At 39.7% G+C, this 20,500-nt stretch carries 18 protein-coding genes; 6 read left to right on the top strand and 12 right to left on the bottom strand.

Annotated elements, in window-relative coordinates; translation table 11 throughout:
- Positions 1-150: 150 nt before the first annotated feature.
- Complete coding sequence (locus tag UABAM_RS03670) at positions 151-1,323, bottom strand: MFS transporter (RefSeq protein ID WP_151966648.1); 1,173 nt, start codon at positions 1,321-1,323, stop codon at positions 151-153.
- On the bottom strand, positions 1,313-1,741 hold the full coding sequence (locus UABAM_RS03675; protein ID WP_151966649.1) for an HIT family protein: 429 nt from the start codon (positions 1,739-1,741) through the stop codon (positions 1,313-1,315). The genes UABAM_RS03670 and UABAM_RS03675 overlap by 11 nt, the downstream gene beginning before the upstream one ends.
- Positions 1,742-1,944: 203 nt before the next feature.
- Between UABAM_RS03675 and UABAM_RS03680 the strand changes: the two genes are divergently transcribed.
- Entirely contained in the window at positions 1,945-5,349 is a 3,405-nt protein-coding gene (locus UABAM_RS03680; RefSeq protein WP_151966650.1) for a pilus assembly PilX N-terminal domain-containing protein, read from the top strand.
- 297 nt (positions 5,350-5,646) lie between these two features.
- On the opposite strand, the gene UABAM_RS03685 is transcribed toward UABAM_RS03680, so the two are convergent.
- Positions 5,647-6,357, bottom strand: coding sequence for a Bax inhibitor-1/YccA family protein (locus tag UABAM_RS03685; RefSeq protein WP_151966651.1), 711 nt, complete (start codon positions 6,355-6,357; stop codon positions 5,647-5,649).
- Between the two features lie 347 nt (positions 6,358-6,704).
- Here UABAM_RS03685 and UABAM_RS03690 point away from each other — a divergent pair, with 347 nt between their 5' ends.
- Together UABAM_RS03690 and UABAM_RS03695 are read left to right on the top strand one after the other, a co-directional pair.
- Complete coding sequence (locus UABAM_RS03690; RefSeq protein ID WP_151966652.1) at positions 6,705-7,310, top strand: hypothetical protein; 606 nt, start codon at positions 6,705-6,707, stop codon at positions 7,308-7,310.
- A 40-nt stretch (positions 7,311-7,350) separates the two neighbouring features.
- Complete coding sequence (locus UABAM_RS03695; RefSeq protein ID WP_151966653.1) at positions 7,351-8,007, top strand: Pycsar system effector family protein; 657 nt, start codon at positions 7,351-7,353, stop codon at positions 8,005-8,007.
- Between the two features lie 40 nt (positions 8,008-8,047).
- Here the strand turns inward: UABAM_RS03695 and UABAM_RS03700 are convergent, their stop codons facing one another.
- Complete coding sequence (locus UABAM_RS03700; protein WP_151966654.1) at positions 8,048-9,058, bottom strand: serine/threonine protein kinase; 1,011 nt, start codon at positions 9,056-9,058, stop codon at positions 8,048-8,050.
- Positions 9,059-9,067: 9 nt separating this feature from the next.
- Positions 9,068-10,063: a M42 family metallopeptidase gene (locus UABAM_RS03705; protein WP_151966655.1), complete on the bottom strand. Its 996-nt coding sequence runs from the start codon at positions 10,061-10,063 to the stop codon at positions 9,068-9,070.
- A 223-nt stretch (positions 10,064-10,286) separates the two neighbouring features.
- On the opposite strand from UABAM_RS03705, the gene UABAM_RS03710 reads away from it, so the two are divergent.
- Positions 10,287-11,315, top strand: a complete 1,029-nt coding sequence (locus UABAM_RS03710; protein WP_173013120.1) for a M42 family metallopeptidase — start codon at positions 10,287-10,289, stop codon at positions 11,313-11,315.
- A gap of 37 nt (positions 11,316-11,352) precedes the next feature.
- On the opposite strand, the gene UABAM_RS03715 is transcribed toward UABAM_RS03710, so the two are convergent.
- From UABAM_RS03715 to UABAM_RS03730, 4 genes are read right to left on the bottom strand one after another with little or no spacing between them, the layout of a single operon-like run.
- A complete protein-coding gene (locus UABAM_RS03715; protein WP_151966657.1) occupies positions 11,353-12,099 on the bottom strand; it encodes a metallophosphoesterase family protein in 747 nt (248 codons plus the stop codon).
- Between the two features lie 6 nt (positions 12,100-12,105).
- Complete coding sequence (locus UABAM_RS03720; protein ID WP_151966658.1) at positions 12,106-12,540, bottom strand: CBS domain-containing protein; 435 nt, start codon at positions 12,538-12,540, stop codon at positions 12,106-12,108.
- A 12-nt stretch (positions 12,541-12,552) separates the two neighbouring features.
- On the bottom strand, positions 12,553-12,990 hold the full coding sequence (locus UABAM_RS03725; protein ID WP_151966659.1) for a universal stress protein: 438 nt from the start codon (positions 12,988-12,990) through the stop codon (positions 12,553-12,555).
- Between the two features lie 29 nt (positions 12,991-13,019).
- Positions 13,020-13,415 carry a CBS domain-containing protein gene (locus UABAM_RS03730; protein ID WP_151966660.1) on the bottom strand — a complete coding sequence of 132 codons (396 nt, stop codon included), beginning with the start codon at positions 13,413-13,415 and terminating at the stop codon, positions 13,020-13,022.
- Between the two features lie 384 nt (positions 13,416-13,799).
- Here UABAM_RS03730 and UABAM_RS03735 point away from each other — a divergent pair, with 384 nt between their 5' ends.
- Both UABAM_RS03735 and UABAM_RS03740 read left to right on the top strand, forming a co-directional pair.
- Positions 13,800-14,279, top strand: a complete 480-nt coding sequence (locus UABAM_RS03735) for a CBS domain-containing protein (protein ID WP_151966661.1) — start codon at positions 13,800-13,802, stop codon at positions 14,277-14,279.
- Between the two features lie 301 nt (positions 14,280-14,580).
- A complete protein-coding gene (locus UABAM_RS03740) occupies positions 14,581-15,897 on the top strand; it encodes a hypothetical protein (RefSeq protein WP_151966662.1) in 1,317 nt (438 codons plus the stop codon).
- A gap of 433 nt (positions 15,898-16,330) precedes the next feature.
- On the opposite strand, the gene UABAM_RS03745 is transcribed toward UABAM_RS03740, so the two are convergent.
- The 3 genes from UABAM_RS03745 to UABAM_RS03755 all read right to left on the bottom strand — a co-directional run bounded on the left by UABAM_RS03745 (position 16,331) and on the right by UABAM_RS03755 (position 20,115).
- Positions 16,331-16,735: a hypothetical protein gene (locus tag UABAM_RS03745; RefSeq protein ID WP_151966663.1), complete on the bottom strand. Its 405-nt coding sequence runs from the start codon at positions 16,733-16,735 to the stop codon at positions 16,331-16,333.
- Between the two features lie 157 nt (positions 16,736-16,892).
- Positions 16,893-18,242, bottom strand: coding sequence for a hypothetical protein (locus UABAM_RS03750; protein ID WP_151966664.1), 1,350 nt, complete (start codon positions 18,240-18,242; stop codon positions 16,893-16,895).
- A 1-nt stretch (position 18,243) separates the two neighbouring features.
- Complete coding sequence (locus UABAM_RS03755; protein WP_151966665.1) at positions 18,244-20,115, bottom strand: serine/threonine-protein kinase; 1,872 nt, start codon at positions 20,113-20,115, stop codon at positions 18,244-18,246.
- Between the last annotated feature and the right edge of the window lie 385 nt (positions 20,116-20,500).

Here is a 20,500-nt window from a genome sequence, read left to right on the forward strand (position 1 = left end):
TTTCACTTTTATTATAGCGAGAAAAAGCTAGAGCGTCTAGAAAATTTAGGATGGCGATCGACTTCTAATGTTTCACCCGTTCGCCAAAAAAAAGAAGCCCGTCTTCATACCAAACTTTCCTTCTGTAGTGCATTGTTATTCCTCGACATATCAAACATCTGTGTAGTTATTGCGTAACAAAGCGTATAGTACGCCTAGAAGTACCAGGAAAAGAACAAAGAAACAATACGATGTCCCCACATAGTCTACGCACAAAGTCATGATGAACACAACGGTCATTTTCATGACGTTCACCAAGGCAAAAATGGTGGCATTGACACGGCCAATGGTATGATTGTCGACAATACGCATCATCGCGGTGTTGCGCATAACGCGAATACTGGCGTTTGCCCAGCCAAGGAAAAACATGATACCCACAAAAAGGTATATATTGTGGTTAAAAGCGTGAGTCCCCATGACCACGGTGAACACGAAAAAGCACAAGTATATCGTGTGTGATATGCTCATTTTGAGTAAAAAACGCGAGATCGTTAAGCCTGCGGTAATCGAACCACTTGCCCACACGATTTCCGACCAACCAAAGACTTGTGCGCTACCGTCTAAAACGCGAATAATGTGTGTGGGTAAAAGGTAATTGAAGGCAATGATCGATATAAAAGTAAAGGTGGTGAGGAACAAGAATAGAAACGTTTGCGGGAATTTGCGGATAAAAGTAACGCCTTCCCACAACGAGGGACTTTGTTTATTTTTCTTTTGCGTTTGGGGTTGTTTTTTTTGATACCGTAGAAAAGCAAACAACGCAAAGGCACATAAATACGTTAAGGCATCGATAATCAAAATAACGCGTAGTGACACTATGTCGAGTAAGATTCCCGCAGCACCCCCTGCGGACATCATGGCGAATTGCGATTGTACTTCCATCCACCCGTTGACGCGCTCGTACATTTCTACGGGAAAAATTTCCTGGATCAAAGCCATAAGTGTCGGGAATTGGAAGTTATACACGATATTACCCAGTAAGTAGACGCAAGCAAGAGTATACAAACTCTCGGGTGGTAGCATTGCACATAAAAAAGTGGTGAAGAAACCTCCCAATGCCACGCCAAGTAAGATGGTTTTGCGCGAGAAACGGTCTACAATAACCCCGATATAAGGTAGGAGAAGGATACTGAGAGCCATGGCCGCAATACTCAAATAACCATATGTGGTGGTGGCTTGCAATTTTTTGATGAGCAGCCACGGAATGGCCAACATCGTAATTCCGGTGCCAATGTGACTTAAAATATTTCCCAGAAGTAAAAGTACCAAGTTTCTAGTATGCATGGCTATCTCTATTTAATTGTAAACGAATATCCTCACCCAAAGTGGCCATGCGATCTTTTTTGTATTTCTTAGGTTTAAATCCAAACTTTACTCCATCGTTTTCGTGTCGCGGTATGATGTGAAAGTGAACATGAAATACATCCTGGCCAGCACATGCGCCATTATTTTGCAGAATATTGAAATCTGTGCACTGTGTCACTTTACAAATCGCTTGTGAAGCTCGATGAATGGCTTGAAGAATTTCACTGTAAAACTCAGCGCCCACCGCCCAAAAGTTTTCACAATGTGTTTTGGGAATTACCAGTGCGTGGCCATCGTTGATTGGATTTATATCTAAGATAACGATGACCTTGTCGGTTTCCAAAAGTGTTTCCGATGGCAGTTCGCGATGAATAATTTTGCAAAAAACGCAGTCCATATATTTTTCTCCACTTTAAAATAGCGTTTGAGTCTAGAAATCTCCTTGCAACGCGTTGCAAAAACAAGTATCCTAGTATATTGGGAAAATTCTTTATATTTTTTAAATGTGAGCAAACTGGCCTATAAATTTACCTTAAAACTTTAAAAAAGATAGAAAAAAATCTATTTTGCCTACATTTAAAACATGGTGAGGGGATATATATGATAAAAGAAAGAAACAAAGGTCTTGCCCTAGTGATTACCATGGGAGTTTTGCTTGTATTGTCGACAACAGGTGTGACGTTTGTGCGCATGACGTCGTACGAAAGAACCGCGGCGAGTAACTATAAAGACCGCGTTGAAGCAAAACTTGCCGCTTTCGCTGGCATAGATCATGCCGTTGCCGTACTTTTTGAACAAGCGAAAACCGGTAGTGTTGGGCAACCAATAAACGGCGTCGCTGTTTTGTATCCTCATGCTCCAGGTGATACGGCGACTATCGATGGGCAGCAAACAGATATTTTTGATTTAGACAATGCTATGCGCGGTGGAGGAGAGGCAACACCTCCTCTTTTATCACTGCATGACGACGTACAGGGCGAATTTTCATACTCTGGTTTGGTAGGACGACGTATTGGTACGACGACTATTCGCGGTACTTACGAAGATAGTGGTAATCTTTATGGTATCAAAATTACTGATATAGGTGGTCGTTTAAACGTCAACAGTCACATAAGCGTAGACCAAGCGGGCAATCCTCTAGCCAATGAACAGATAGATTCCAACCGCATCATGCGCAATTTGATTCAAACTCTCGCTGGGCGATGTGGGATCGCATCTGGTGAGGCCACTACCCTTGCGGCGGCTATTCGTCCGAACGACGCCTCTGTACCTAATTTTAATACGACAAGTATTGAGGCCCTTGTTACAGACTTGTGTACAAGCAGTACACAGCAAGCACGTGATCGCTTTTTGGCAAATGTTTGTGTGAACTCGCGCATTGACCAAAATACCGCAAAAGCCTCTCTTGTAGACAACAGCACCGGAAACCCTATCTCTCCGCAGAGCTTGCGGGCACGTGACTATCGCACTGATGTGGCACCACAGTTTGTTCGTGAAATGCGTGCGCCGATTAATATCAATCGCGCATCTGAGGAACTTGTGGCGACACTGATTGAAAACTTGAAGGCGATACCCGTACTTTTATTAAGCCGTGTTCAGCGTAGTATCGACGGTACGTTTGCTGAAAACACTGCTCCAGGATCTGTTGAGATTCGTAAAGAAACTTCTATTGATCATCGTATTCCACGTCTCGAAGTTAGCTTTACCGCTGCCCAAGCTTTGAACATCGCGCAATTTCTTGTGGGAAAAACGTATAGCACTAGCGCGCAAATCAATGAAGAAATTGATCGCATTCAAGAAATTGATCCTAGTGACGGCGTTGACGCCGGAGAGGCGGCTCTTTTGGATAGCAGCACTTTTTTCCCCGCTTTTCCAACAGTGGAGGTAAAAACTCTATTTGGTGGGGCAGGTGTTTTGTTTGGTGATGCGGATGCGGACTTAGTGAGATTAAAAATTTTATGGAAACGCGCATGCCGCGATATTTTAAAAAGCAATTTTAACCCTAATGTGATCGATAATTTTTGGAATCCAAATCTCGCGGTGCGTATGCTTGGTGTGAAATCAAATCTTTTTGGAAGAGACTCTACCAGTGTTACAGGTTTAATTGTTGCTCCACTGACAACACCCATTGTAAACCATCATACCACAGAATTAACCGCATTTGATGATGGTGTGTATGAAATTACCTCTTCTTCTAGAATTACGGCTAACAATGGACAATTTGTCGCGGGAGCGTGTACTTTTCGTTCGGAATTGCGTTTATTCGATGTTGTGGAGCACACCACACAACAAGATTTTGTCAACGGTGGTAATTTTGGCAGCGATGCCATCTCTTTTCCCGGAAGGCATAATACCACATTTATTTCGCCATTTGCCGGGCGTGTTGAGCCGCGTCCACAGCTGATAAATCCGATCAACACTTCAAATGTACTATTCAACACCGGAAGTGCCAGTGAATCTTCGGCCCCTAACAATAGTGACCATTTTTTAGGATCAACGAACCGCACTCTGACGGGAACTAAGGCACAGCAAATTGTAAAAATAAGTGAGACAAACAGTATAGACACAATGATCAGGCAAGAGAACATCATTGGTCCGAACGCTTCGAGTAACATTGTAAACGACGGTTTGGTATCAACGGCGCGTTACTACAATAGTCAAGATGGTGTTATTGATGGACTCATTAACGGGATTACAGGAGCCCCTCCCGTACGTTATTACTCAAAGTACGCTTTAGACAATGCTAGTATTGGTAGCGTAAATAGTAGTGATAGTAACGGAAACAATAGTGCACGATTGCGCGATGCTGACGCTTCGGGAGACGCGGATGCGGGTTTGAGTAATCATCGTGTTGGAAACTACAGAGGAACCATGGAATTTTGGATCAAACTCGCGATCGATGGTGATTCGCCAACAGAGTGTGGTATTTTGTCTTTTTCTACCGTTGGTGAAGAAAAAACCGGGCCAACAGATTTAGATGACGATGTTGAAAATGATCCTGGGGACGATGACACGTTTCGTGAGGGAACCCAAACATTCTTGGTGAAAGATACAGAGGGGCGTTTGAAACTGACTCGCTATTATTACTGTGGTTACTTTGGTAAAAACAATGGCGAAAATGCCACGATCTTCAATCGCAACGGAGACATTGAACGCCGCTTTGCGAAACGCGATGTGAGTATTGACATATCCGATTGGTTGGCCAACACTTGGCACCATGTTATTATCAGTTGGGATGATAAAGAAGATGGTGTGGGGGACGAGTCAAATCAGGGACCTAAATTTGAGGCAGGAAACAATTTTGCAAATAGTTTGTCTCTCATTGTGGACAATCAAGCGGCTACAGACAGAGAACAAAGCTACTTTGGTATCGCCGACAGAGGAAACGGTGACCCACGTTTTGTTGTATGTGCAGAGCGCGATGTCTTTACTGTTGGAAGTTCTAATTCTAATGTGGGAAATGGTCTAAATTATATTTTATTAAATGGCGTTTTCCGTAGACAAAATAGTGTGGGAAACACCAATAAATTTTTCCAACACAGTTCGGGTGTTTATCTGGGAAATGCAACCATCGACAACTTCATTTCTTATGAAGGGAATCACACTCGTAGTGCTACGTTAAATAGGTTTAGTCCCACATCTACGTACACAAATTCTATTGCGATCAATCGCCGTGGTATATTAGGTACGTTGCGTTGGACAGCATATAATAACAGTGGGAGATATGATATTACGCAAGCGGCAACCGTAGAAGGTTCTGCGACGTTAAATGGTAACGGCGTATTTGCTTATCCAGCAAGTAAAACTGACCCAGGGGGTGATGGGAGCGGTCTTCCTGCCAATGGTTCACATGTTGCCAATGAAGGTGACGCCGTGGTGTACTCCATCACTTTTCGTACGCCTAGCAATGTGGCCGGTGCCGTGGGAAGCATTTGTGCCGCTCTTGATTCTGTTCAGGTAACTGTGATTAATTTTGAACATCTTTCTTTTGAAGAAATACAGTAATCCTGAAGTTTCATTCCTACGAAAGCGCATACTTGTCAAATTAAGAGTAAAAGCTTTTTTGGTAAAAGACTTACAAATCCATGTCATTCCCGCGTAAGCGGGAAACCAGCAATGTAAAGTTGAACTTGTAAACGCTGGATCCCTGCTTTTGCAGGGATGACACACGAAGGTGAGTTTTCTTAGTTTTAGAGAGGACCTAAAGTAAGTTTTCTTATTCCCGAAAACAAATTAGTCCAAAAAAAAAAGCAGCGGTTTTTACCGCTGCTTTCATTTCTACTCACCTAGGTCAATAAAGTATTATTCACCAGATGACATGAACAGTTGAATGATGTACCACAACATCAAAGCGATAGATGCAAATAGCGCTAGAGATGCAGCAACATATTGATCTGTTCTATAGTGACGAATCACATTCGAGGTATCATACAGTAGAAATCCACCTGCCATTAAAACCATCAATGCGGCAAAGATGTTTCCTACGTGAAATCCAAATATCATTGAGCAAATAATAAATCCAAAAGCAACAAGACTTGCCACTCTCAAAAAACCACCGAGGAAACTGAAATCTTTATTTGAAGTAAATGCAACAATAGTAATTCCAGCTACCAATCCAAGGGTTGTTATACCAGCTTTGGCAATAAGATTTGGGTCTTGAGCGAAATTATTCGCAATGTAAAGAAGTGGAACAAAGATAATGGCTTGTGCCACGACATAAAGTGCTAAACCCATGTACTGAGTTTCACGAGAAGTCGAAGATCTCGCCCAATTTTCAGCGATCCATGATACTCCGATAAATGCGATCAGTACAATTGCCCAGCTAGCTCTACCGCTACCTAACATTGTGTTTGTCATGGTAAGCGCTAGACCTGTTTTTTGAATAATGAAAGAAATACCAACAAATGCTAAAACGGCACCTGCAAGGTGGTTGTATGTACGTTGGATAAATAGAGCACGTTCGCTCGCAGCAACATTTGCTGCAAGATTTGGATGTGCGTATGATTGATTCATAAAATCCCCCATAATAAAAAGGATTGTAAAAGATTTGTATTACCTCTAATGAAGAATAATACTGAAAATTTTACGTAGTTGCAATAAATTTGTGGATATTGTCAAATTATTTTGTATATTTTATTTAGGTGTTACTATGTCTTCTCTTAAGACATCTACTAAGTGACTTCAATTGATTTTGTACTAAATACCTTCCAAACTTGCGTCAGTAAGGTTTCATACAACATAATTCACTTATGGAAACACCAATCGTAATTTGAGTTCAGTGCAGTTTATGCTACACTCCTCCATAATTAATTACGATTTTTACTAAAATTTGTTGACCTTTTTTAAAATTATTCACTTCTATGATAGCAAAAAGTAAAAATGGTATCGAAGTATTTATCGATACACAACATTTGGAAAATCACCTTGATCCCGATCAATCAGGTGGAACGTTTTTGTTTCGCGAAATGGATGTTGCCGTAGAAAAAATTTCAAAATGGTTAGGCGAGGTAACACTTCCGCCAGAGACTTGTAAAAGTTTTTGGGGAGATCCGCGACCACCATTAGGTCCTTATTCTATACGCACAGTGGTTGAGTGTGAGGAAAATGTGGGCTGGCACTCTTTAGTCAATGTTCGCGAAGTTGAAGATGGTACAAAAGTAGAGTGGGAAATTCGCCGCGGCTACTTAACCAAAGTTTTCCCTTCCTTAAAACCTAAATTATGCAAAACAGTTGCTCTGGTTATTATGCGTTTTGACCAAAAGCGTCTAGCTAAAAAAATTGAGTCAGACGTTACTTTGGGTATATGCAAAACACAAGAGGAACACCGGCAATGGAAATTCATACAAAGTCCGAGTGAGTGGGTACTGATTACCGCTTTCCCAGGAACTCTTGCACCTCCACAAAGTGATTTTAGTTTTTGGAGGACACATGGATTTGCAACAGGGCCGATAGAACCAATATCTTAACTTTAAATTCTAATGCTTTTAAAAGCAGCTAAAAATATTTATGAGTAAAAAGAAAAAAAACAAGAAGAAAAATAACCCACAGCCAAAAACTTCACCTGCGATTGTTCAAACAGAAAAACCCAAAGCAGGTAGTGTACAACAACCTTTACATGTTGACACCGATGATACTTTTCATGCCGTTGTCAAGACATACGAACACACGCAAAAATGGATCACGCTTGCCGATACCAAGTCGGGATTGGTCCTTACCGTTCATGGTGTACTCATCAGCTTTATCTTACAAGAAATGGTGTTGTGGAAGAAAGCTGTTGTTGCAGGAGATGTCGCACTCGAAACAGCGTATGTTGTAGGTGGGTTATTTGTTGTGTATCTTACCTTACAGATTATTTCGTTCTTGTATGCTATACGCGTTTTTTTCCCGCGAACCTTGCCAGTGGATTACCGTCAAACGCGACATGTTTTTAATGTTGGTATGACGATTGCTTTTCCCAGCATGGACGACAAAGAAAAATTATGGCAAGAATACAAAGCTCTTTCTGAAGAGGATTTGAAAAAAGAATATGTGTATCAGATCCATACGGACGGGCATGTTTGTTCACAAAAATATTCGTGCTTACGCAGTAGCATAAAATACTTGTTGGTTACATTGTGTTTCGCTTTTGCAACATTTGTTTCTACAGCTATATTTATTAGCTAAATAAAGTAGAGTGGTTTTCTCCTGAAAAGGAGAAAATCCACTATCGAGCATATACTAGCAGTAAAACCAATGTTATGGTGATGATAATAAAAATGGTGGTGATAAGCGCCATCATCACAACTTTTGGATTTTGAAATTGCTGAGATAAAGACGACAATGATGGCAAAGAAGAATTTTTATATACTATCTTCTTCCCGCGCAGAAACGCTTCCAAATCCTTCTTCAAGTCATAAGCACTTGCATAGCGACTTTTTTTGCTGCGTTCCATGGCTTTTAGACATATATTTTCCAATGACTTTGGAATGCGAGGGTTCTTTTTACTCGGTTTGGGAACTTTTCCAAATAAAATCTTATCCATGGTGTCCGTATGGGTCCTTCCATGAAAAGGATTATACCTGGTGAGCATTTCATAAAGAATAACGCCGATGGCATACACATCGTTTTGTGCATCTACATCCTTGACCTTACCACTTACATATTCTGGTGCTATATAGATTAATGTACCCAACATAGTGCCATCGCATGTGAGTTTTGTTTCGGCATGTTGCACTTTTGCCAAGCCGAAGTCCATCACTACCGGTTTACCTGTGGGATCAATCATGATATTGTCGGGTTTTAAATCACGGTGAATAATTCCTTGTTCATTTGCATAGTGCACCGCATCGGCTACCTGCGCCATAATTTCAGCGATATACTTCGCCGGGAAACCTCTTTTTTTCTTTTTGCACATTTCAAAAAGATTTTCCCCTTCAATGAGGTCCATGGTGAAATATGGGTAGCCGTTGTATTCGCCACAATCGTATAAACGAATAATATGTTCGTGCCGCAATTTCGCAATTGTCGCGGCTTCTCTTTGAAAACGCAGACGCTCCTCTTTTCCAAATTGATCGTCTGAAAGCACCTTTAATGCAAGTTCTCGCGACAACAATTTATCGTAAACACGATAAACTGTTCCCATACCACCACGTCCGATCTTTTGGATGATCTTATAACGTCCCCCAACATCCTGGGCTTTATTTTGCTGATAAGAGTCTTCTTGTCCATATGGCATATCAAATTCCTATACTGCTAACTCGCTTTTGATTATCGAACACACTAATTTTTTTGTATACTCTATGTCTTTTAGGGAACAAATTTCATGAGGACTGTGATTATTGAGTGTAGCGATTAATAAACACAAAGTGAGGCATCCAGCACCGATATCTTTGAAATCTTTCGCATCCGTTCCAGCGTAATTATAAACTTCGTATTGTAGTGGAATCTTATCTTGTGCTGCTATTTCTCCCACGGCGTCACGTACGGAAGTGGGGAGTAAAACCGAGGCATCCGCCAGGGTAAGTACAGGACCATCGCCCATTTTGACATTTCCCTCTTCGTATGTCGCATCGAGACAAATCGCAATGTCTGGTTCAATCATATTGGCCAGAATTTTCGCTCCGCGTCCACCCATTTCTTCGCAGTCCGTCGCTGCAAAGTAAACGTTACAGTCAAGGTCCTCGTCGCGCAGTTGTTTTGCGATATCGACCAGTAAAAAAATCCCCAAACGGTTGTCTAAATGAGGTGCAGCGATAAACTTGTTGGGCATAGTAATGATCGGAGAATGGAAACATACACTGTCACCAACACGCACCCCTTTTTTTTCTGCTTCTTTTTGGGAAGAGAAGCCAAAAAAGCCACTGTATGTTGCCATACGACGATCGGTTTCCTCTTTTTCATTAAGAGTGATAATACCTTCGTATGTTTTACTTGTTGTGCGCAATATAACGCTACGCGTATCCATTAAACCAGGACTTAGCCCTCCCAGCGAGATAATGGTTATTCTACCATCATCTTCGATATTTTTTACAATAAATCCTGGGGAGTCCATATGTGCGGTGACGACAATATTGCGTTTCTTTTTTTTACTATTTTTATTGTGGGCACAGTAAAATGATGTCCATTTCGAGTGATAAATTTTACCGTATTTTTGTAATTCATCTACCAATAAATCACGAAGATAGATTGCGTTTCCAGGAACGCTACATGTTTGAATAATTTTTTTTAATAGTGTGTTCATTCGCTTGTCCAGAAATTTAGCTCAAAAAACTATTAGTTTGGCGAGCGGCAAAGTACATGAAATAAACCTACCGAGACCGCTATGTTGCTTGATAATATACCGTAAATTTGCTAGAATATAAACTCGGAAATAAACAAATTTATCAAGTATTTTGGCAAGTATCTGTCAATAAATGTTTTAAGATTTAATGATATTATATTCAAAATTTCAATGGAGTGCAACAATGGATAAACTACTTGAAGATCTGGTTCGTTTGCCAGGTGTATGTGGACAAGAAGAGCGAATTCGTCTACGCATTGAGGAAGAAATAAAAAATCTTGTGGATTACAAAGTAGACAACATGGGAAACCTCATCACAACAATTGGTGAAGGAGAAAAACATTTAGTCATTACTGCACATATGGATGAAATTGGTTTAACAGTCACCCATATAGAAGAAAATGGTTTTTTGAGAATTCGCAAACTTGGTGGTGTAGACCCACGTACCGTTGAAGGACGAACAATGCGTCTTATTACAAAAGATGCTATTCTTCCCGTAGCCATAGCCATAAAGCCTCCTCATGTCATGGTCGATCGCTCTGAAATGAAAAGAACCATCGCGTTTGAAGAAATGTACGTTGACGCAGGTGCGACAAGTAGAGAAGAAGCTCACGAGATGGGAATTCAATTATTTGATACCATTGTCGCCTATAAAGAATTACATTACGTCGGCAAAAAATTTCTAATGGGGCGCTCTCTCGACGACCGTCTTGGGTGTTGGGCTATGGTGAAAGTACTACAGGAACTCGCCGGCAAAGATTTACCTTTACGCGTCACGTTTGCCTGGACCGTCCAAGAAGAAATTGGTTTGCGCGGAGCCCAAGTATTGGCAAATCAAATGTCTCCAGACTATGTAATCGCTCTTGATACTATTTCAAGTGGTTGTACCCCTGTCGTTCCGCACAACCTTGCCACATCCGTATGTGGTAACGGACCTGCTCTACGGATGGTCGATTCAAGGTGTATCGCATCACCATGGATGAGTAAATTTTTAATGAATCTTGCCAAGCAGCACGACATCCCCATTCAACAAGCTGTGAGTGGCGGTTCTACAGATGGCGCTGCTTTGCAGATGACTGGTGCACATATGATGGCCCTTAGTTTTCCACTGCGTTACACTCATGCCCAATGCGAAATGGCGGATAAAAACGATGTTGACAATCTACGAAAACTTCTCGCCAAGGTTCCCGAAGCGATTGTCGCGACACCCTAGAATTTCTACAGAAAAGTTAGCTGTCTAGGTAGGGTTGTTAAACAGGCTGCTGTGCTTGAAATATTTTGCGATCGGGAAAGCGTATTGCGCTCAAAACACCTGTTTCATAGCAGCTTGTGTCTAACAACACCACCTTTGGGGTAACAATCGGTTTTCCCCACATAGACTCATCTACACTATGTGTACCTTGGTGCCCCATTACCAATGTTTTTTTACCTTGCCAAGTTTGTAAAAAGTTTGCTGGTAATGACCATAACAAATCTTGCTCTTGTTGTTCTTCTAAAGGAAGTTCTGCGTTGAGTCCCGCGTGCACACATATACAGTACTTATTTTCGTAATAGTTTTGCAGAGACATAAAAAAATCAAGGTGTTCACTAGGCATAATCTCGTGAAAAAAATAACGGTAGTGTTCTTCATTCACTTGGGGTTGGGTGAAAATTTTTACCCCTAAATTACGAAAAGCTTGGCGAAAATTGTCGGCAAAATCACGAGAGTATGATTCCATCATACTGAATCCATCCATCCCTGTAACCCATGAGTTTTTACTTTTCTCTAGGGCTTGTAACATCCACTGCTCATGATTCCCTTTTAAACAAATGACGTTATGATGTTTTCTTAATTGCAAAATAATATCGACCACACCTCTTGAGTCTGGACCGCGATCGATATAATCACCTAAAAAAACAATGGTGTCTTGTTTTTGTATCTTGGGAGTTATTAAGTCAACTAGCTGACTTAATAAATTTGCATAACCGTGAATATCACCGATGACATAGCAATTCATTTTCTATTACGCCAGTGCTGTAAAAACTGAAAAAGCTTCACTAAAAGCGTCTAGAATATCGTAAATGGACAAGATACCAACGACATTTTCATCTTTATCTACAACAGGAATTGCCCCAAAGCGTTCTTCTTTGAATATTTGTGCCGCTTTTCCTATGTAATCTGTATTGTAGACAAACTTTACTTGTTTGGTCATCACATACTGAACTTCATAGGTATCATCTAAACGATAAAAATAATCTAACTCCCCCCCTTCGGGAGCCGTAGGCCTACGTAAATCACGATCACTCACAATTCCCATAAGCTTTTGATTTTCTACAACAAGCAAGTGACGGATTTTTTTTTCTTCCATTATCGTAAACGCTTTTTTTACCGAGCAATCGACGGAGATCATCAGCGGATCTTTTGTCATCCAATGTTCAATGGTCCATTGTTTTTTCATACGAGACACATCCTAAGAAACGAGTAAAACCGAACAATTTGCATGTCGCGTAACGTACTCAGAAACACTACCGACATAGCTAACACCCTTACCACCGCGTTTTCCCATGATAAGAAGCTCTACATTATTTTTTTCAATAAATTCAACGAGCTTTTCTTTCGGTTTTCCTTCCAATATATACTTTTGTCCTGTCGCTTTTAGTTCTTTATGCAACTTTGTAATAAGCGCCTGGCTATTCTTGCGCATCTCAGCGCGTGCTTCCTCTATCCATTCTGGATGTTTGTCCATAACTTCGTAATACAGACCTGGAGACATTATTTCCGTATCGAGAATGTAAATAATGTTCAGAGGCACATGAAGTTTCTTCGCCATCATCATCGCTTTTTTTTCCGCTTTTTGCGAGTGTTCCGCAAAGTCAGTGGCAAGATAAATTTCAGAAATAGCGTCCATATAATGTTCACCCACAAAATTTGTACTATCTAAGTTGTTTTTTCCAATAGCATTGTTTCAAAAGCAACGAGTAAATCGTGGTTTGATACAACACCTACAAGAGTATCTTCTCCGTGCACAATCGGTACAAGACTGAGCTTTTCGGAAATAAATAAACGCAGGACGTCAATAATCGGATCTTCATCTTTGAATGTCGTTATATCCGTGGACATAACGCTATCTACAGAAGTTTTTTTTCCTTGAATCGCTTTGTATAAATCTTCGTTGGACACAACGCCGATTAATTTTCCCTTGTCGGTAATTAATAAGTGGCGACAGTTATTTTGATGCATGATATCAAAGGCGTCTTCTACGGAAGAGGATGGTTCTACTGTCAATAACGATTTGCTCATCCAACAGTTTACTTTTGTGGTATCTCTTTTCATTGTGTATATCTCCTAATAAAAATCAATATTTTGTTTGCAGGTTTTTGTTTAGCGAAAACCATGCCATAATTTTATCATGTAGAAATTTTTGTGCAACTTTATCTATGAGAAAAGTGGTTTTCATTCGGCAAACGACTATAGTACCATTTTAATTGAGAAAATTACATTTTTACTTTGTAAAATAGTTGCCAGAAAATTTAACACTGTTAATATTTTGTCAGGTTTTGCCTTCGGATGTGATGACACACCCTAGTGAAAAGTAAAATTTATCTGGTGAAACAGTGTAAAAAAACGCAAAATAGGAGTTATGAATCAAAATAGGTATGCTCTTTGCATAACCTATTGTAATTTACAGAATAATAAAATGAAATAGAGGACGAAATTATGGAAAAGAAGGTATTTATAGCCAAAGACATTATGAGTACGGAACTCATTATGATACAAAATACAATGTCGTTGTTTGAGGCATCAAAAGTTTTGATTGAGAACAAGATATCCGGAGCACCCGTTATTGGCAAAAATAAAAAACTGCGTGGAGTTATTTCACTACGTGATCTCGTGAAAAGACAACGAGCGAGTGTTGACGACAATAAGATCCTTGATGCGGATACGAGCCGTTTTTTTCTAGATCCCAGTTTTTACTTGTCTCCGGAAGATCAAGTTGAAGATGAAGATCTGGTGGTGGAAGATGTGATGACTCCTCTGACATTGTATGTGGATGAAACGACTCCTATAGAAGAAGTTGCTATATTAATCGTGAATACAGGTGTTCATCGCGTTTTTGTGCAAAGTAACGAATGCTTGGCAGGTATTATCACCACGATAGATGTTCTACGTTTTGCCTGTGAACAAAAGTTATTTTAGGTGAATTGTATGAAACTACATAACAAAATGGTTTTGTAATTTTGACCGTAGGTAATAATACATCAACGCACTAAACGACCGAATTGTACACTTGCAACTGCAAGTTTAAAATAGTTTCACTTAAATAAAACAACAGCTTGATTTTGAATTCGGTCATTGTTACAAATGTGTTACAAAAGTTTTCATTGTTTTGTGCTATACTAAAATTAGAAGAAAAATAAAAAGTTGGGAACTTAACGTATTATTCTTCATCTAAGTAGAAAACTTAACAAAATCGTATTTACATGGAAAGGGAACAACCATGACACGTCAAATTATTACAGGTATTTTATGTTTATTGGTATTTTTTGCCACAACAATTTCTACTGTTGCCGAAGACGAAAAGAAGAAAACTTACACAATTCAAATTGCTGTTTTACTGGATACAAGTAACAGTATGGACGGTCTTATCCACCAAGCAAAGACCCAATTATGGAATATTGTAAACGAACTAGCAACAGCGAAAAAAAATGGCGTTATTCCACAGTTGCAAGTCGCACTGTACGAATACGGTAACGATTCTCTTTCCGCAGAAAACGGTTATGTACGTCGCGTATTACCTCTAACAACGGACCTTGATAAGGTTTCAGAAGAACTTTTCGCTTTGAAAACCAACGGTGGAACAGAATATTGCGGTTGGGTAATTGACAAGGCAGTAAAAGAACTGAAGTGGAGCGAAAGCGATAAAGATTTCAAAGCAATTTACATTGCCGGAAACGAATCTTTTGCACAAATGCCAGGAGGCAACACACGCGTTAGCATCAATCTATACTCGCGAAATCAAAACAGAAATAACGTTCAACAACAAGCTCAACAACAAATACAAGTACAGAAAGTCCCCAATGTACCAAACAATCCACCACAAAACAACGTGGCTAAAAACGTTGAAAAGTCGGAGAAGCCAGAAAAGCTAAAGGACATCGATTACAGAGTTTCTTGCAAAAAAGCTATCTCCAAAGGAATCGTTGTTAACACAATCCATTGCGGTGATTATCAAACAGGTATAAATGGAAAATGGCGTGATGGAGCAACTTTGGCAGATGGTATCTACATGAACATTGATCAAAACCGCAAAGTGATTGATATAAAAGCTCCACAAGACAAAAAAATCCTAGAACTTAATCAAAAGTTGAATTCAACATACATTGCTTACGGTTCTGGTGGATCAAAAGGTAAAGAACGTCAGATGATGCAAGATAAGATGGCAAAGAAAAGTTCTTACAGTGGTAACATCCAACGTGCGATGTCAAAAGCTTCTGTGCACTATCGTAACACAGCTTGGGATTTGGTCGATGCAAACAGAGAAGGTAAACTTGACCTGGAAAAAGTGAAAACAGAGGACTTACCAGAAGAAATGCGTAAAATGACCATTGAAGAACGCAAAGCATACGTTGATTCTCTTCTTAAAAAGCGTACCGAAATCCAAAAGACAATAAAAACTCTTATGGATGCACGCAAGAAGTATGTTGCAGAAAAAATGCGCGAACAATCAGGTGGTAAAGACACACTAGAAACAGCAATTACCAAGACCTTGCATGAGCAACTACAGAAAAAAGACTACACATTTGATAAGAAGTAGAAACGTATAAATAAATCTATCTATAACACAGTGCGTTGTAGGGGCGGACCTAGTGTCCGCCCGTTCTATGGAATGATGAAAAAAAGTCGTCTTTGGGTGGGTGCCCTCACCATCGAATTAGCAGTTACAGCTGCGCTGTAAGCTGCTATTCTCATACCTCTCCCACAGGGAGAGGTGTAATGCTTCTCTTTTGTTAAAAACAAAATTCGTTTGAGTTGCGGGTCAAAAGTAGTGATGTAATACACTCTTTGATTGATGTTGTACCTATGATAGCACTGAAGAAAACGAATGGAAACAAATTCAGACGTGTTACGCCTCTCCCTGTGGGAGAGGCATGAGAATTGAGGTTTTTAGCGAAGCTAAAACCTTAAATTCGATGGTGAGGGCACCAATTCGGAGAAGCAATCCCTTTACCAAAGACAAACTTCTAAACCTACTTTTCAATATAAGGATTGATCACCTCGATATTTTGCAGTGATAGCTGCAAACAAGCGTCATACAACACATCGCACACCTTTATTCTTTTTTCTAACGAATGCACGCTGGGCAGATTGGCAAGCTCTTTAGACAGAGATGGCTTTTCCACAGTACAATTTTTTGTATATTTTCGCCACTCACCGCGTAAGTCAGCGATGATCACGGCGCTATACAAAAACTTTCTTCGCAAATCTATAACATCTTTCCATACTTTGGTCACTTGTTGCTGCTGTGCGGCATTCAACTTTGTATTGCTCAAATTTTTTTTGCGTATTTTGACAATCTCTTGTGTATTTTCTTGGGCGATTTGCAAAATGATTTGTTTTGCTTCTTGATAAAGCGGTTTTGTTTGATTTTGCATTTCTTTCACTTGCAATACATAGTATTGCCAGTCTTTATTTTTTTCCCAAAAAGGTGTTGTAGTTACTATAGGGGAGTCAGGTATTTTGCATGTGTTGGAACAACTTACGCACAACACACAAAAACACACCCAAAATGCTCTTAACATAATCGTATTTCTAGTTGAGATATGATTTCTTTCCTCTTTTTTGTTTTTCATAACTAAAAACAGGTACGACCCATCCGTGTTCCATATGGATATCGAAGCGCGGGGCACAACGACATAGTAGAGTCTGGAATTTTTGATCCAAGATAAAGGCCGAAAAACAAAAGTAACGTATTTCTTTGCTTACCTTACCCTTCACTAAATGTGGTTGATGTATTTGTGGTAAGGGAACGTATTGTTGTACAATCCAATCACTGCGGCCACTGTAATTATTGACCATACCTTCCCAGCGTGGTTGTTCCATTCCTATTCCCATTTGCACCATATGAGTTCCGTCTCCATTTGCTGGTTTTAAAACAATATTTTCGCGATGTTCTTTTGCAAATTCTTTTAACTCTATGGCCGTTTTCCCAAAAAAAGTTTGTTGCTCCGAGAATCGTCTTGTCCATGGGATATATTTTTGGATAAACTGTCGCTGTTTTTTATCATATATATCGGCAAAATCGGAATTTGTCATCAGTGAGAATAGCGATTTATCACTTGCGTAGGCACCAAAAAGCGAATTTACCATGATAAAAGCCTTTTTGTTGTATGCCGACATAAAGTCGGAAATATGAGCGGCATGTTGGATAAGGGCTTTTGTATTGCAACCGCGAATTACGATATCCACACAAGCATCGTTTACATAAGCTTTATCTCCCTGCAAAGTAAAATCTCTTGGGTCGGCAATGAATGCCTTAATGCCTCCTTGCGTCAAAAAACGACTGGCAATTTGTAAGTCAGTGATTGCAGTGGATTCACGAAAATCGACAAGTGCAACAGTTGGGGCACTTACCTTTGCCGCTTTTTGTAACGCTTTGAGAAGCGATTCGAGAAAATATGCTTTTTTTTCACGTTCGGGAAAATGGATGAACTTTTCGTAGTAGGGGTGTTGTGCAAAAGCCATGCGCACATAATCGGTCCACGCTTGCCCACGCGGAGCATCGCATTCTACCCCAATTACTTTGTAATCGTTACCATTGTACACAATATCAATTCTTTGCAAAATAGATGCACGACGATTTTGTGTCCATTCTTCCGGTAAAATTTCCGTAGATAGATAATCTTTCATTCGTGGAGAGGCAAAACAAGCTTCAACGGTTTTATTTACCAACTTTCCCATATCTTCGGCTATTGTTGCGATTTTTTGTTGCTCCTGTTGTGTCAGAAGAACAGGCATCATCGCAATGGGAATCGCCTTATTGGCTATTGTGCAATTCTTTTCTTGCAAAGACTGCGCAATTTCTTTTTTGATTTCCCAAGTTCTTCTGTGGTTGTAGCAAAAATAACGCAGAGCGGATAAATATTTAGTTTTTATTTTCAAGTTACTCTCCTCTTGACTCTTGCTTTACTTGTTTTTTAGATCGATTGCAAAATTCAAAGAGATAGTCATCTTCTTCTGAATTAGGCTGTTTGTTACGTTGCAATAACTCCAACGCACGATCAAAGTCATTTGCTGCGGCAGAGTTGTTTTTGCGCAACAGATTTAGATATCCTCTATTGCAAAAATAATAAGCGCGATGCATTGCATTTTGCTGAATAAAATAGTCGTACGCAAGTATCCATTTTTTGATATTTGCTTTGTCATCCATTTCTACATGATGAAGTGCCCACAGATGGAGGATTAAAGCCTTACGTGTCTCCTCTGTGAAAAGCTTTTCTATTTGGTTGTAGGTTTCTAAACCTGTAAAGGCGATGTAGAGTTGTTTAAAAAATATGGGATTTGTTTGTAATGACTTTTCTGTTCTCTGCAATTCGTAAAGGTATAATATGTGCGACTTGTGTTTATCGTAGAGCATATACATGTAGCCAATAGTGCCCATGACGAAAAAACTAAAAAGAAGAGTCGAAACTAGAATCGTAATGCGGTACCTTTTACTGAATTTTGAGATTTTCTGCCATAAGGATATCGGTCGTGCGCTTACTGGTTTACGTTCGACGAAATTTTTTAAATCTTTGGCAAAATTGCGTGCGTTTACATAGCGGTTTTGCGATTTTTTTTGTAGAGCCTTTAAACAAATTGCCTGTAGATCCTTGGGTATATCTGGGTTCAATTCGCGAGGTAGAATTGGATCTTCGTGAAATACTTTATTTAGTATATCGTAGTATGATTCACCTTCAAAAACTTGTTTCCCAGTAAGCATTTCGTAGAGTGTGGCACCTAAGGAATAAATATCGCTTTGTGGTTCAGTTTCGTTTCCGTTCGCTTGCTCTGGCGACATATATGCCGGTGTTCCAAGAGCTTCTCCCGATTTGGACAGGTTATCGTCGACGTCAATCATTTTTGACAGACCAAAGTCCATAAGTTTAGGCTCTCTATTTGCATTAAACATGATATTCGAGGGTTTTATATCGCGGTGAATAATTCCGTTTTTGTGGGCATAATACAATGCTTCTGCAATTTTCTGGACAATCATTGCCGCTTGAACAGGTTTTAGTGGACCATTTTTTATAAGAGGGGAGAGTGTTCCTCCCTCTAAGTACTCCATAGTAAAATAGTTTTGTGGTGTTTCTCCTGCTTCTAAAACTTGAACGATATTGGGGTGATTGAGTTGCGCCGTGGCCTTAATTTCTTGCAAGAAACGTTTTTTACGCTTTTCTTTGATCTTGTGCTCCGTAGAAATAACTTTTAAAGCGACAGTACGGTTCAGTTTTGTATCATATACTTTGTAAACGGACCCCATTCCTCCTTGACCAATTTCCTTTTCTATGCGATAGTGGCCAAACATTTCGCCAGTTCCTATCACTGGAGATGAAACGGTGTTCTCCACTTTGGCGATGTTCTTTGGTAAAGAATTCTGTGAAAGATTGGCAAAATCGGATTTATTGTAGCGTTTGGTCTCCGTTTTGTTTTGCACCGTAACTTTGTTGAGTTTGCGCGTATTGCTTAAACCTTTTAGGTATTGGTTGGCTTGTGTTCTTTGCCGTGCTCTTTGGTTGGGAGAATTTGGAGTCGCTATATTTGTGGTGTTTGGTGTTTTTTGTTGGGCAATGTGGTTTTGATATTCGCGTTTAATTTCTTCGGCTTGTTGTGCGGTAATCATTTTTTTGGCGAGCAAGTAGTTTACCAGATAGATTTGCTGACCTTTTTCCGCAAATTGTTTTTGGTAAAGAAGGGCATGGTTGGCTTCATCTTTGCTCATGTAGCCTTTGTTGATAGCTATTTTTAAAAATAATATTTCAGGAGGCGTTGCCATACAAACTTGTTTACCCTCAAAATCTACATAATATAGGAATTAGTACAACTTTATTATAGTCGTTTGTAGATTCCAAAGTCTAATAAAAAATCCCCAAAAACCTTATGTCTAGATCTTTGGGGATTTCTTTATTACATTTTTCATGATAAACAGTCTTTAAATGAAACATTTGGTGAATTAAGCCCTATTCCTCTTCTTTTTTCGTGTGTAACGGTTGCTGATCTTGAGGCTTATTATCTCCACGCATTGCGATGACTGCTTCACGAATAGCATCTGCTAAAAGGTCTTGATACATCATAGTCAGTCTCCTTTAAAAAGTTTTGTACTTTGGTGTGTTTGTATATATTGTTCATTACACAAATAACAAAAATAATATTTGTTTTCA

The sequence above is a fragment of the Candidatus Uabimicrobium amorphum genome, assembly GCF_009002475.1.
Classification (GTDB): Bacteria; Planctomycetota; Uabimicrobiia; order Uabimicrobiales; family Uabimicrobiaceae; genus Uabimicrobium; species Uabimicrobium amorphum.

What these genes read in the sequence shown, in the direction of transcription:
- UABAM_RS03670 (WP_151966648.1), bottom strand. Translation starts at nt 1,323, where the DNA reads ATGCATACTAGAAACTTGGTACTTTTACTTCTGGGAAATATTTTAAGT.
- UABAM_RS03675 (WP_151966649.1), bottom strand. Translation starts at nt 1,741, where the DNA reads ATGGACTGCGTTTTTTGCAAAATTATTCATCGCGAACTGCCATCGGAA.
- UABAM_RS03680 (WP_151966650.1), top strand. Translation starts at nt 1,945, where the DNA reads ATGATAAAAGAAAGAAACAAAGGTCTTGCCCTAGTGATTACCATGGGA.
- UABAM_RS03685 (WP_151966651.1), bottom strand. Translation starts at nt 6,357, where the DNA reads ATGAATCAATCATACGCACATCCAAATCTTGCAGCAAATGTTGCTGCG.
- UABAM_RS03690 (WP_151966652.1), top strand. Translation starts at nt 6,705, where the DNA reads ATGATAGCAAAAAGTAAAAATGGTATCGAAGTATTTATCGATACACAA.
- UABAM_RS03695 (WP_151966653.1), top strand. Translation starts at nt 7,351, where the DNA reads ATGAGTAAAAAGAAAAAAAACAAGAAGAAAAATAACCCACAGCCAAAA.
- UABAM_RS03700 (WP_151966654.1), bottom strand. Translation starts at nt 9,058, where the DNA reads ATGCCATATGGACAAGAAGACTCTTATCAGCAAAATAAAGCCCAGGAT.
- UABAM_RS03705 (WP_151966655.1), bottom strand. Translation starts at nt 10,063, where the DNA reads ATGAACACACTATTAAAAAAAATTATTCAAACATGTAGCGTTCCTGGA.
- UABAM_RS03710 (WP_173013120.1), top strand. Translation starts at nt 10,287, where the DNA reads ATGGATAAACTACTTGAAGATCTGGTTCGTTTGCCAGGTGTATGTGGA.
- UABAM_RS03715 (WP_151966657.1), bottom strand. Translation starts at nt 12,099, where the DNA reads ATGAATTGCTATGTCATCGGTGATATTCACGGTTATGCAAATTTATTA.
- UABAM_RS03720 (WP_151966658.1), bottom strand. Translation starts at nt 12,540, where the DNA reads ATGAAAAAACAATGGACCATTGAACATTGGATGACAAAAGATCCGCTG.
- UABAM_RS03725 (WP_151966659.1), bottom strand. Translation starts at nt 12,990, where the DNA reads ATGGACGCTATTTCTGAAATTTATCTTGCCACTGACTTTGCGGAACAC.
- UABAM_RS03730 (WP_151966660.1), bottom strand. Translation starts at nt 13,415, where the DNA reads ATGAAAAGAGATACCACAAAAGTAAACTGTTGGATGAGCAAATCGTTA.
- UABAM_RS03735 (WP_151966661.1), top strand. Translation starts at nt 13,800, where the DNA reads ATGGAAAAGAAGGTATTTATAGCCAAAGACATTATGAGTACGGAACTC.
- UABAM_RS03740 (WP_151966662.1), top strand. Translation starts at nt 14,581, where the DNA reads ATGACACGTCAAATTATTACAGGTATTTTATGTTTATTGGTATTTTTT.
- UABAM_RS03745 (WP_151966663.1), bottom strand. Translation starts at nt 16,735, where the DNA reads ATGCAAAATCAAACAAAACCGCTTTATCAAGAAGCAAAACAAATCATT.
- UABAM_RS03755 (WP_151966665.1), bottom strand. Translation starts at nt 20,115, where the DNA reads ATGGCAACGCCTCCTGAAATATTATTTTTAAAAATAGCTATCAACAAA.